Source organism: Aeromonas sp. QDB25 (assembly GCF_027707725.1).
GTDB lineage: Bacteria > Pseudomonadota > Gammaproteobacteria > Enterobacterales > Aeromonadaceae > Aeromonas > Aeromonas caviae.
In genome coordinates this window covers 1-12,220 of record NZ_JAPCIZ010000096.1, presented here as the reverse complement: position 1 = coordinate 12,220, position 12,220 = coordinate 1, and the positions used below count along the sequence as shown (strand labels likewise).

11 protein-coding genes are annotated in these 12,220 nt (G+C 64.6%); 2 read left to right on the top strand and 9 right to left on the bottom strand.

Features of this window, described 5'->3' with window-relative positions; translation table 11 throughout:
- Window positions 1-400: 400 nt before the first annotated feature.
- Entirely contained in the window at window positions 401-931 is a 531-nt protein-coding gene (gene mog / locus PG883_RS20805; RefSeq protein WP_041212474.1) for a molybdopterin adenylyltransferase, read from the top strand.
- 31 nt (window positions 932-962) lie between these two features.
- On the opposite strand, the gene PG883_RS20800 is transcribed toward mog, so the two are convergent.
- Both PG883_RS20800 and PG883_RS20795 read right to left on the bottom strand, forming a co-directional pair.
- Window positions 963-1,310, bottom strand: a complete 348-nt coding sequence (locus PG883_RS20800; protein WP_029314779.1) for a DUF2541 family protein — start codon at window positions 1,308-1,310, stop codon at window positions 963-965.
- Window positions 1,311-1,518: 208 nt separating this feature from the next.
- Window positions 1,519-2,214: a DNA/RNA non-specific endonuclease gene (locus tag PG883_RS20795; protein ID WP_235713069.1), complete on the bottom strand. Its 696-nt coding sequence runs from the start codon at window positions 2,212-2,214 to the stop codon at window positions 1,519-1,521.
- A gap of 705 nt (window positions 2,215-2,919) precedes the next feature.
- On the opposite strand from PG883_RS20795, the gene PG883_RS20790 reads away from it, so the two are divergent.
- Complete coding sequence (locus tag PG883_RS20790) at window positions 2,920-3,645, top strand: carbonic anhydrase (protein ID WP_270807946.1); 726 nt, start codon at window positions 2,920-2,922, stop codon at window positions 3,643-3,645.
- Between the two features lie 73 nt (window positions 3,646-3,718).
- Here the strand turns inward: PG883_RS20790 and PG883_RS20785 are convergent, their stop codons facing one another.
- From PG883_RS20785 to PG883_RS20755, 7 genes are all read right to left on the bottom strand, one after another.
- Window positions 3,719-4,627 carry a pseudouridine-5'-phosphate glycosidase gene (locus PG883_RS20785; protein ID WP_103858114.1) on the bottom strand — a complete coding sequence of 303 codons (909 nt, stop codon included), beginning with the start codon at window positions 4,625-4,627 and terminating at the stop codon, window positions 3,719-3,721.
- The gene (locus tag PG883_RS20780) at window positions 4,621-5,712 is read right to left on the bottom strand and encodes a PfkB family carbohydrate kinase (RefSeq protein ID WP_103858113.1); all 1,092 of its coding nucleotides are present in this window, start codon (window positions 5,710-5,712) and stop codon (window positions 4,621-4,623) included. Before PG883_RS20780 ends, PG883_RS20785 begins: the two co-directional genes overlap by 7 nt.
- A 144-nt stretch (window positions 5,713-5,856) precedes the next feature.
- The gene (gene nirD / locus PG883_RS20775; protein WP_010675447.1) at window positions 5,857-6,216 is read right to left on the bottom strand and encodes a nitrite reductase small subunit NirD; all 360 of its coding nucleotides are present in this window, start codon (window positions 6,214-6,216) and stop codon (window positions 5,857-5,859) included.
- On the bottom strand, window positions 6,213-8,795 hold the full coding sequence (nirB, locus tag PG883_RS20770; protein WP_270807944.1) for a nitrite reductase large subunit NirB: 2,583 nt from the start codon (window positions 8,793-8,795) through the stop codon (window positions 6,213-6,215). Before nirB ends, nirD begins: the two co-directional genes overlap by 4 nt.
- Window positions 8,796-8,821: 26 nt before the next feature.
- Window positions 8,822-9,643, bottom strand: coding sequence for an ABC transporter ATP-binding protein (locus PG883_RS20765; RefSeq protein WP_010675449.1), 822 nt, complete (start codon window positions 9,641-9,643; stop codon window positions 8,822-8,824).
- A gap of 31 nt (window positions 9,644-9,674) precedes the next feature.
- Window positions 9,675-10,634: an ABC transporter permease gene (locus tag PG883_RS20760; protein ID WP_029314781.1), complete on the bottom strand. Its 960-nt coding sequence runs from the start codon at window positions 10,632-10,634 to the stop codon at window positions 9,675-9,677.
- A 14-nt stretch (window positions 10,635-10,648) separates the two neighbouring features.
- The gene (locus PG883_RS20755; protein ID WP_010675451.1) at window positions 10,649-12,004 is read right to left on the bottom strand and encodes a CmpA/NrtA family ABC transporter substrate-binding protein; all 1,356 of its coding nucleotides are present in this window, start codon (window positions 12,002-12,004) and stop codon (window positions 10,649-10,651) included.
- Between the last annotated feature and the right edge of the window lie 216 nt (window positions 12,005-12,220).

Genomic DNA, 12,220 nt, shown 5'->3' with positions numbered 1-12,220 from the left:
AGAGCAGAAGTTATCATGATCGTTACCATGTTAGGAGGTCACATGGAAGATCAGATCCTGGAAAACGGGAATGGTTCCGTTCAGGGCGCTACTTGTGTATAAGAGTCAGAGCCACAGGAGTCCGGTTTTTGGCACGAATTGCGCATCGTTGGCGGAAAAAATCATTTATTCCTTATGATTCATGAAATTAACCGAATCCGGCCTGCGTCAGTTTTTTTATAAAATTTCAGCGTCATTTTTCTCGGCCTTATTCCTTATTAACGGACTTTTCTCAAAATTGTTTTTCATTCGACTCTCTCCCTGACTCGATGCCCTCCCGTTGCCTCATCCGGCGGTTTAACATATCTCACTGATTATGTTATTTTATTTACCACTTTATTGCGGCAACCAAGGGCAGACCATGAGCAAGGCAAGAATCGGTATCGTCACCGTCAGCGATCGCGCCAGTGCAGGCATCTACGAAGATCTCTCCGGCAAGGCCATCATCGACACCCTGAACGCCTACCTGACCTCGGAATGGGAGCCCGTCTATCAGGTGATCCCCGACGAGCAGGATCAGATTGAGGCGACCCTGGTTCGGCTGGTGGACGATGAGCAGTGCTGCCTTGTCGTTACCACGGGGGGCACCGGGCCGGCCAGGCGGGATGTGACCCCGGAGGCCACCGAGGCGGTGTGCGATCGCATGATGCCGGGCTTTGGCGAGCTGATGCGGGCCGAGTCCCTCAAGTTCGTGCCGACCGCCATCCTGTCGCGCCAGACCGCCGGCCTGCGCGGCAGCTCGCTCATCGTCAACCTGCCGGGCAAGCCCAAATCGATCCGCGAGTGCCTGGATGCGGTCTTCCCCGCCATTCCCTACTGCATCGACCTGATGGAAGGGCCCTATCTCGAGTGCGACGAGGCCATCATCAAACCGTTCCGCCCGAAGAAATAAGCACTGGGCGGGGATTTCCCCCGCCCTTTGCTCATTTGCGCCCGTACACCTTGACCCCCGCCCTGCTCCCTTCCGAATTGCCGTACACCTCGATGCGCTTGATGCAGAGTCGGCTGCCGAGGGATTGCCACCCCGACTCCTGATCCTCTCTCAACACCTTGTCGAAATAGAGGGTCTTGCTGCGATCGTTGCCGTAGAACACCTTGACCCGCTCCAGGGTCAACTCCCGCCCAGCCTTGACCATGATGGATTTGGTCGGCCGGCAGGCGAGCATGGGAATGATGGCGGGATGATCGCCGACCCCGAGCAGAATGGTCTGCCCCAAGCGGATATCCTCGTCGGCCATGGCCGGGGGAACAGCAGCCCCCAGCAGCGCCATGGGTACGCAGATGCGCAACGCGCGGGCAAGAGTGGACGAGGAGTGAAGGGAAAACAGCGCTGACATGATGCCTCCTGAAAAAAGGAGTCATGATAAGGACCCGATGCCAGACCCAAGCTGTACTGGCCCTGTACCAGGGACCATGACAATGGCCGGAAGCCCGTGTGGGTAACGGGGGCCTGGGCCCCCGTTACCCCTGCCGGACGCGCTAACCGCCCCACATGGCCGACAGCCGCGACTCCATGGCCTCTTCCTGCTCATCCGGCAGCTCGGTGAAGAAGTCGAGTCCGGTCTGCTCCTCCACCTCATCCACCGTCACCACATAGTCCGCCAGCCGACTGGCCGAGACGTTCTCTTGCGGCAGGATGAAGGCGATGGCCCGCTTGCCCGCCAGATCCATCACCACCCGGTAGTAGGCGTGGGGCACGGTCACGCCGTTGCCGATGGCGCCATCGGAGTGGGTGAAGATGGGGCCGGTGATCACCTGCACGCTCTTGTAGGTGATGGCCCACTGCCGGGTCTTCTCCTCCAGGATGCGCCAGGCCCCCTGGTTGAGCGCCGGCAGTTGCGGGGTCATGTTGGTCAGCAGGAAGCTCTGCTTCATGGTGTTGGCGGTGGAGCGCATGTCCGCCGCCGGCGCCTGGTGGCCGCGGTCATAGCCCGAGCCCTTGTAGTCCGACAGGGTGGCGCGAAACTGCACCGGCACCTCCTTGTCCTCGGCGAAGGCATCCTTGCGCGGCACCTGGCCCTGGGCGCTGGCGGCCGTCATCCGGTAAGAGACCCAGTCAGAGACCTTGGTGTCGTAGTTGTACCCGGCGGCATAGCCCTCCCGGCACAACAGCTGACTGGATTGACCGGGTACCCCCTGGGTGACGTGCTCCCCGCACTGGAATCCCGCCGCCAGGCTCGGGAAAGTGGTGAGAGTGAATCAGATAGCCAGAACTAATTTATTGATATTATTCATTATTATGCCACTCCTTGTGTTAGGCGGAGTGATTTGACACCAGGTCGGATGAGTAAGGCAATCGCACAAATAGCGAGCAATCCGGAAATGTGAAGAGGACGGCAAAACCGCAAACAAGGCGCCGCCAACCGGGGGATTGTCATCCCGCCGTCACTGTGCTGAGGGGGGAATTTCTCCAGCACGATCAGAGGGATAAGGGGTCAACACCGAGGTACTCTGTCAGCACAGCGCCCGGCTCCCACCACGCACGCCCCTGGCCGGGTCAGGGAATATCGAAAAAATCCAAACGAAATAAGGGATCCTCAAGCCCGATAATTAGTCCGCGCTTGTTTGCTCGAGATCAAACGGAGCCATGAAAAGCCCTCTAGAATCAGCCCGTCAGCTATTTGGGGCACCATGAAAGGGGGCCGTTCATGGCGAAAATGCCCGCAGGATTTCTCCTTCATGAATAAGCGGGCCCCGTTGCCGGAATACATCATGGCGCCGCCTCATGCCACGCTTCAAATAACGATGACGACAGACTTTTCATAACAATTAATCCAGTCTGGCACCGCGTACCCTGCGTTTCCAACGATGCCATTGACGAGGCCTTCCTGCCGGAAGGCCAGGAATGGCCGTGCTTTTCAATCAGGATAAGGATGCATGATGAAAAAGTCCCTGCTGGCTGGCGCCCTGCTGCTCTGCCCTGCCGCCTTTGCCGCCACCACACACTGGGAATACAGCGGCGAGGCCGGCCCGGCGAAATGGGCCAGCCTGACCCCGGAATATGGCCAGTGTGCCGGCAGCAACCAGTCGCCGGTCAATCTCTCGGGTCTGGTGAAGGCCGATCTGGCCCCCCTGCAGTTCCACTATCAGGCGGGTGGCAAGACGCTGGTCAACAACGGCCACACGGTGCAGGTCAACTATGCCCCCGGCAGCACCCTTGAGCTCGACGGCATGCGCTTCGAGCTCAAGCAGTTCCACTTCCACGCCCCCAGCGAAAACCTCATCGAAGGCAGGTCCTACCCCCTGGAGGGTCACCTGGTCCACGCCAACGCCAAGGGGGAGCTGGCGGTGGTCGCCGTGATGTTCGAACCGGGCCGGGCCAATGGGGCCCTGAGCCAGGCCTGGCAGGTGTTGCCAGCCAAGGCGGGGGAGATCCATGCCTTCAAGGAACCCATCTCGGCAGAGCAACTGCTGCCCGCCCAGCACGACTACTACCGCTTCAGCGGGTCCCTGACCACCCCACCCTGCTCGGAAGGAGTGCGCTGGCTGGTGATGAAGGAGCCGGTCCAAGCCAGCCAGGCCCAGATCGATGCCTTCAAGGCGGTGATGCACCACCCCAACAACCGCCCCGTCCAACCTCTCAACGGGCGGCTGGTGCTGGAATAAGGGGGTTATCTCACCGATTCGCGCAATAAAAAGAGGGCCTGTTGGCCCTCTTTTGCATCTTTCGCAAAGGTGTTTACAGGCTGGCGGCAATCTTTGCCCCCAGGGCGGCGTTGTTCAGTACCAGCTGGATGTTGGCCGCCAGGGAGTTGCCGCCGGTCAGCTCGCACACCCGGGCCAGCAGGAAGGGGGTGGATTCCTTGCCCTTGACCCCCTGCTCGTCCGCTTCCCGCAGCGCCTGCTTGATGGCCGCGTCGATGTCCGCCTTCGGCATCGCAAACTGGGCCGGGATGGGGTTCGCCACCACGGCACCTCCCGCCAGCCCCAGCTCCCACTTCAGGCGCAGCGCCTCGGCGATCGCCGCCGGGGTGTCGAGGCGGTAATCCACCTTGAAGCCGCTCTCCCGGGTATAGAAGGCGGGCAGCTCCTCGGTCTGGTAGCCGATGACCGGCACCCCCTGGGTCTCCAGGTACTCCAGGGTCAGGCCGATGTCGAGGATCGACTTGGCACCGGCGCAGACCACGGCCACCGGGGTCTGGGCAAATTCCTGCAGGTCAGCCGAGATGTCGAAGGTCTCCTGGGCGCCGCGATGCACGCCGCCGATGCCGCCGGTGGCAAACACCCGGATCCCGGCCATGGCGGCCACTATCATGGTGGAGGCCACCGTGGTGGCCCCCATCCCCTTGTTCGCCAGCACGAAGGGGATGTCACGGCGGCTGCACTTGATGGCGGCGTGGCCGGCCTTGCCCAGCGCCTCCAGGGCCCCCGCATCCAGGCCCACCTTGAGGCGGCCGTCGATGATGGCGATGGTGGCCGGCACGGCGCCGTTGTCCCGCACCACCTGCTCCACCTGGCGCGCCGTCTCCACGTTCTGCGGATAGGGCATGCCGTGGGAGATGATGGTGGACTCCAGGGCAACGACGGGTTTGCCGGCGGCAAGCGCTTCGGCGACGACCGGTTGGATATCGAGGTAAGCGTTCAACATGGGTACTCCTCCAGCATGCGTTCAACGGCGGCCTTGGATAGGCCGGAAAAGACGGTATCGGAACAATTGACGGTGAGGGCGGCGCAGCCGAGGGCGAACCGGGTCGTCTCGACGATGTCCTGCTCCTGCAACCAGGCGTGGGCTAGCCCTGCCATGAAGGCATCGCCGCCGCCGGTCACGTTGACGACCGGGCTGCCGAGCACGGGCAGATGGCCCTGGCACGCCCCGTCGCTGTAGAAGATCCCCTGATCGCCGAGGCTCAGGAAGAGCCGCTGCACCCCGGCGCGGTGGAACCAGGCCGCCGCCATGGGCCAGGTGTCGGGCCCGGCGATGGTGAAGCCACACAGTTGCTCGGCTTCCGTGCGGTTCGGTTTCAGGGTGTGGATGCGGTGCAGCCAGGGGCGGATCTTCTCCACCTTGGCCACAGAGACGGTGTCCACGAAGATGATGTGCTCCCCCTGGCGCTCGAACAGCCAGTCCAGGGTGTGGGTGGCGAGGTTGGTGTCCAGCACCCAGAGCCGGGCCGCGCCGAGGAAGCCGCTCAAGGGGGCAAGCCGGGCCGGGGTGAGCTGCTCGATGATCCCCATGTCGTTGACGGCGCAGCTCATCTCGCCGCTGCCATCGTGCAGGCTGAGGTAGCAGGAGGTCGATTGACCCTCCAGTACCAGTACCTGGCGCACGTCGACCCCGGCGCGCTGGCTCACCTCCAGCAGGTGGTGGCCGTATTGATCGTTGCCCACCGCAGTCAACAGCCGGGTGTCGGTACCAAGGCGCGCCAGGTTCTCGGCGATGTTGCGCCCCACCCCGCCGGCGGAGGTGCGTACCCGGCCCGGGTTGGAATCCCCGATGCGCAGGTTGTCGTGGCTGCAGCCGCAGATATCCATGTTGGCGCCGCCTATCACCACGGCGTAGGGGCCTTCGCGCAGCACATAGCCGCGCCCCTGCACATAGCCCTGGCGCATCAGGCTGGAGATGTGGCTCGCCAGCGCGGAGCGGCTGATGCCGAGCCTGTCCGCCAGCTCCTGCTGGGCAATCATGGGATCCTGGCGCAGCAGGGCGAGGATCTCTTGTTCACGTTCCGTCATAGACAAACATCCAGTTGCAAACGTTTGTCCATTATTTCCGAAAAACGTTTTCCCGCCATCCTCTCGTGCAAGAAATGTCGGGTCGCGCACAAAAAATCACCGGGCAAGCCCGGTGATAGAAAAACGGTTTTCAGATGGAGCCACTCACCCCAGCTGTACCCAGACCTCGCTCCCCTCCAGTCGCACCGGCCAGCAGGCGACGCTCAGGGCAGGATCGTCCAGACAGCGACCGTCCATCAGGGCGTAGCGCTGCTTGTAAAGGGGCGAGGCGACCACGGGCTCCCCACCGGCATCCCCCACCAGGCCACGCCCTAGCACCGCGACGCCGGCCAGGGGATCCACCCCGTCCAGGGCATAGACATGCTCCCCGAGGCGAAACAGCGCCAGTACCCGCCCCTCCAGCCAGGCGCTGCGCCCGGCCTGCTCCGGCAGCGCCGCCAGCTCGCATACCCTATGCCAGGCTCCAGGTTCTGACTGTAAGGTCTCTTCTTTTATGTCGCTCATACCACCTCCTTGATAGCGATATCCGGCACCCATTGCCCCCGCTCCTCACGGCGCGGCGGCGTCTCGTCCTCGGGCCGGTTGACGAAGGCCTCGAACAGCTTGAGCTTGTCCGGATCCGCCAATGTGCTCTTCCACTCGCACTGCCAGGTGCCGACTATCCCCTCCATCATGGCCTCCAGCTCGGCACCGATGCCGAGCCTGTCCTCGATGATCACCGACTTTAGGTAGTCGAGCCCCCCTTCCATGTTCTCCATCCAGACCGAGGTACGTTGCAGTCTGTCCCCGGTGCGCACGTAGAACATCAGCAGCCGGTCGATGTAGCGGATCAGGGTCTGCTCGTCGAGATCCGTGGCAAAGAGGTCGGCGTGGCGCGGCCGCATGCCGCCGTTACCACACACATAGAGGTTCCAGCCCCGCTCGGTGGCGATGACGCCGATGTCCTTGCTCTGGGCCTCGGCGCACTCCCGGGTGCAGCCGGAGACCGCAAACTTCAGCTTGTGTGGCGCCCGCAGTCCCTTGTAGCGGTGCTCCAGGGTCTGGGTCAGGGTCATGGAGTCCTGTACCCCGTAACGACACCAGGTGGAGCCCACGCAGGACTTCACGGTGCGCACCGACTTGCCGTAGGCCTGACCGGTCTCGAAGCCCGCCGCCACCAGCTCACCCCAGATGGCGGGCAGCTGGTCGACCCGGGCGCCGAAGAGATCGATGCGCTGGCCGCCGGTGATCTTGGTGTAGAGGCCGTACTTGCGCGCCACTTCGCCGATGGTGATGAGCCCCTCCGGGGTGATCTCCCCCCCCGGGATGCGCGGCACCACCGAATAGGTGCCGTCCTTTTGCAGGTTCGCAAGGAAGGCGTCGTTGGTATCCTGCAACGCGCGGTGGGGCTTCTCCAGCACGTGCTCGTTCCAGAGGGACGCCAGGATGGAGGCCACCGTCGGCTTGCAGATGTCGCACCCCAACCCCTGGCCGTGCTTGTCCCGCAGCGCCTCGAAGCTCTTCAGCTCGCCCACCCGGGCCAGGTGATAGAGCTCCTGACGGCCGTAGGCGAAGTGCTCGCACAACCCCTTGTCCGCCTCGACGCCAAGGTCTGCCAGGGTCTGATCCACTACCTGCTTGAGCAGGTTGCTGCAACCGCCGCAACCCGTGCCGGCCTTGGTGCAGCTCTTCACCGCCGACAGCTCGTGATTGCCCGCCCGAACGGCGGCTACCACGTCCCCCTTGCTGACGTTGTGGCAGGAGCAGAGGATGGCGCTGTCCGGCAGCACCAGGGGCGCGGGAGCGGCCCCTGCCTCCCCCACCAGCAGGGAGAGCGGCGGCTGGGGCAGCGCCACCCCGTTCTGGTAGTACTGCAGCAGCCGCTCATAATCGGCCCCGTCCCCCACCAGGATGGCGCCGAGCAGGCGATTGCCCTCGCCGTCGGTCACCAGCTTCTTGTAGATGCCGTTGACCCTGTCCAGCAGCAGCAACTCCTGGGCGCCGGCGGTGTTGGCGTGGGCATCGCCGATGGAGCCCACGTCCACCCCCATCAGCTTGAGCTTGGTGGACATGTCGGCCCCGATAAAGCGGGTCTCGCCGCCGCACAGACTGGCCACTGCGGCCCGGGCCATCTGGTAGCCGGGAGCCACCAGGCCGAAGATGCGCCCCTGCCAGAGCGCGCACTCGCCGATGGCGAGGATGGCGGGATCCGAACTGTGGCAGCCGTCGTCGATGCAGATGCCGCCGCGCTCCCCGACCTCCAGCCCGGATTGCCGGGCCAGGGTGTCGGCGGGGCGGATCCCCGCCGAGAACAGCAGCACGTCGGTCTCAATGTGGGAACCGTCCTTGAAACGCAGGCGATGACGGGCCTGCTCCCCCTGCTCGATGCACTCGGTGGCTTTCTCCACCAGCACCTCGACCCCGAGGGCCTGGATCTTGTCCCGCAGCACGGCGCCGCCGCTCTCGTCGAGCTGCACCGGCATCAGCCTGGGGGCGAACTCCACCACCTGGGTCTTGAGGCCGAGCAAGCGCAGGGCGTTGGCCGCCTCCAGCCCCAGCAGGCCGCCACCGATGACCACGCCGCTGCGGGCCTGGGCGCAGGCATCGCGGATGGCGGCGAGATCTCCCAGGGTACGGTAGACGAAGCACCCCTCTCGCTGATGACCGGGGATGGGGGGCACGAAGGGGACCGAGCCGGTCGCCAGCACCAGACGGTCGTAAGGGAACTGCTCGCCGTTGGCCAGCGTCAGGGTGCGGGCCGCCCGGTCGAGCACCTCCACCTCGGCCCCCAGTCGCAGCGCAATGCCGCTCTCCTCATACCAGGCGGGATCCGCCATGCGCAGGGCCTGGGGCGCCTTGCCGCCGAATACCTCGGACAGATGCACCCTGTCGTAGGCGGGGTCAGGCTCGGCGCCAAACACCGTCACCTCAAACCGCTCGAGGCCGCCCGCCGCCACCAGCTGTTCGACGAAGTGATGGCCCACCATGCCGTTACCCACCACCAGCAGCCGTTGCTTGTCGGCCGTGTCGGCGGAACCACTGTTCTGGCGACCGAGCAGGTCCATGCCGTCCTCTGCCACCCACTGTTGCTCTTTGTCTGTCATGTCTCTCTTCCTTGAATCCGGCGGGCTCAGGCGCGCAGCTTGCTGCGCACCTGCCCGGCTGCCTTGAGGGGGGTCACCTTGCGTTGCTTCTCGTAGAGGAAGCGCAGCACCTGCTGACGCAGCTTGTGGTAGTGGGGATCGTCCGCCAGGGCGACCCTGTCTCTGGGCCTTGGCAGGTCGACGGTCAGGATCTCCCCGACGGTGGCGCTGGGGCCATTGGTCATCATGACGATGCGATCGGAGAGCAGCACCGCCTCGTCCACGTCGTGGGTGATCATGATGACGGTGTTGCCAAGCTCCGCCTGGATCGCCATCAGAGCATCCTGCAGATGGGCCCGGGTCAGGGCATCGAGGGCGCCGAACGGCTCGTCCATCAGCAGCACCTTGGGGGAGAGCGAGAGGGCGCGGGCAATGCCGACCCGCTGCTTCATCCCCCCCGACAGCTCGTGGGGCATCTTCTGGCTGGCGTGATCCATCTGCACCAGGGAGAGGTAGTAGTCCACCCGCTCCGCCACCGCCCGCTTGTCAGACTCCACCTGGGCCACCGCCAGCGCCACGTTCTGCTGGACGCTGAGCCAGGGCAGCAGGGCGTGGTTTTGGAACACCATGGCCCGCTCGGGCCCCGGCCCCGCCACCTCGCGGCCATCGAGAATGATGCCACCCAGGGTCGGCTCCAGCAGCCCGGCCACCAGGTTGAGGACGGTGCTCTTGCCGCAGCCCGAGTGACCGATGAGGGAGACGAACTCCCCCTTCTCGATGCGCAAGTTGACCCGGCTCAAGGCCTCGAAGCTGCCCTGCTCCGTCTCGAACGAGATGCCGACGTCGCTTATCTCCAGATAACTCTTCATTGGCTCTTCTCCTGCCTGAATAGAAATGTGATTAACGCAGCACCTGGCGCTTGTCCCAGGACAACCACTGCTGCAGGGCCAGCATGCCCCTGTCCAGGGCGCAGCCGATGAGGCCTATGGTGATCACCGCCACCATGATGCGGGCCAGAGACGCAGAGCCGCCGCTCTGGAACTCGTCCCACACGAACTTGCCGAGCCCCGGGTTCTGGGCCAGCATCTCCGCCGCGATTAGCACCATCCAGGCCACCCCCAGGGAGAGCCGCAGCCCGGTGAAGATCATGGGCAGGGCCCCGGGCAGCACGATGCGCCGCACATGGGTCACAAAGGAGAGGCGCAGCACTCGGCTGACGTTGTGCAGATCCCCATCCAGCCCCGCCACCCCCACCGCCGTGTTGATCAGGGTCGGCCAGAGGGAGCAGAGGGTCACCGTCAGGGCCGAGGTGAGGAAGGACTTGGCAAGCCAGGGGGCGGGGTTTGCATACAGAGCGCTCACCACCAGGGTGATGAGGGGCAGCCAGGCCAGGGGGGAGACCGGCTTGAGCAGCTGGATCACCGGGTTGGCGGCGCGATAGAGCCCCTGATTCATGCCGAGCAGCACCCCGCACGGAATGGCGATCAGAGTCGCCAGCGCGAAGCCGCACAGCACGGTGAGCAGGCTGGTGGCTATCTGATCGAAGAAGGTGGGGCGTCCTGTGTAGGGACGCAGCTTCACCTCGGCCGCCGGATCCGCCGCCAGTCGCTCGGCGTTGCGCACCTGCTGGCGTTCGAGGAAGGCCGCCGCCTTCTCCCGCTCCTGCAGATGCTCCTGCCCGAGGGACCAGAGCTGGCTGGCAGTGGCGAGCGGCCCCGGCAGGGTGCCCAGACTGGTCTGCACCTGGCTCGCCCCCCACTGCCAGAGGCCGAGGAAGAGCAGCACGCCGAGCAGGGGCTGCACCATGATTTTCCAGTTGATGGCTTTTAAATGGATGAGGGGCAATGCGTGTCGTTTCATCGGGATCTCCTTGCTCATTGCACCCGCTCATCGCCCTTGAGGCCGATGGCGAACTGTTGCAGGTAGGCGTTGGGGTGGCGGCCGTCATAGATGAGGCCGTCGATGAAGCCATCCTGGGGGCCGCGATAGCCCTGCTCGCTGGCAAAGTCGGGGAAGTCGGTGGCCTTGAGCTTGCCCTCGGCGATCAGCGCCTCGGCGGCCTGGCGATAGACATCCGGTTGATAGACGGCCTTGGCCACCTGCTCGAACCAGGCGTCCGGCCTGGCCTCGGGGATCTGGCCCCAGCGCCGCATCTGGGTCAGGTACCAGATGGCGTCGGAGTAGTAGGGATAGGTGGCGTGGTGGCGGAAGAAGACGTTGAAATCCGGCACCTGGCGCTTGTCCCCCCTGGCGTACTCGAAAGTGCCCGTCATGGAGCTCGCGATCACCTGCTCGTCCGCCCCCACGTACTCGGGTCTGGCCAGCAGCTTGGCCGCCGCGCGCCGGTTGCCGTTGTCGTCTGCATCCAGCCACCAGGCCGCCCGCAGCAGCGCCTTCACCAGCCGCACATGGGTGTTGGGGTGACGTTCGGCCCACTGCCGGGTGACGCCGAACACCTTCTCCGGGTTGTTGCGCCAGATCTCCTGATCCGTGATGACGGGCACCCCTATGCCCCTGGCGACCGCCTGCTGGTTCCAGGGCTCCCCCACGCTGTAGCCGGCGATAGTGCCCGCCTCCAGGGTGGCGGGCATCTGGGGGGGCGGCGTCACCGACAGCAGCACGTCCGCCTGGCGCTGGCCCGAGTTGTCCCCGAGTTGGGGGGCATAGAAGCCGGGGTGCAGGCCGCCCGCCGCCAGCCAGTACCTGAGCTCGTAGTTGTGGGGGGAGACGGGGAAGACCATCCCCATGTTGAAGGGCTTGCCCCCCTTGCGATACTCCGCCACCACGGGCTTGAGGGCGGCGGCGCTCACCGGGGGCGGCACCTGGCCCGCCTGCGGCCTGGGCAACTGGGGCGCCATGGCGGCCCAGACGCTGTTGGCCACCGTGATGGCGTTGCCGTTGAGATCCATGGCAAACGCCGTCACCAGCTCGGCCTGGGTGCCGATGCCGATGTGGGCCGCCAGGGGCTGGCCCGCCAGCATCTGGGCACCGTCCAGCTCGCCGTCTATCACCCGATCCAGCAGGATCTTCCAGTTCGCCTGGGCTTCGAGGGTGACGTAGAGTCCCTCATCCTCGAAATAGCCACGCTCGTAGGCCACCGCCAGCGGCGCCATGTCGGTCAGCTTGATGAAGCCGAGCCTGAGCTCCTCCTGCTCCGGGGCTCCCAGTGCCAGCACCGGCAGCGACAACGCCGCCAGCAGCAGTCCCGCACATCCTTGTCGTCCGTTCATTGCATCTCCTCCCTCGGTTCCGGGTCAGGGCCATGGCGCCAGGCTGCCTGGAATCGCAGTGCCACCTCGTTGCAGCGCTGCGACCCGAAAGGCGAGTCGCGACCAAAAAAAAGGTTCTTCGCGGGATCCTGGGAAAGTGGAAGTTGACAGACAGGGTGCTGGTAAACTGGCTGTCTCCAAACACACCACCACCATCACCCTGCTGTCGCCGTGCAT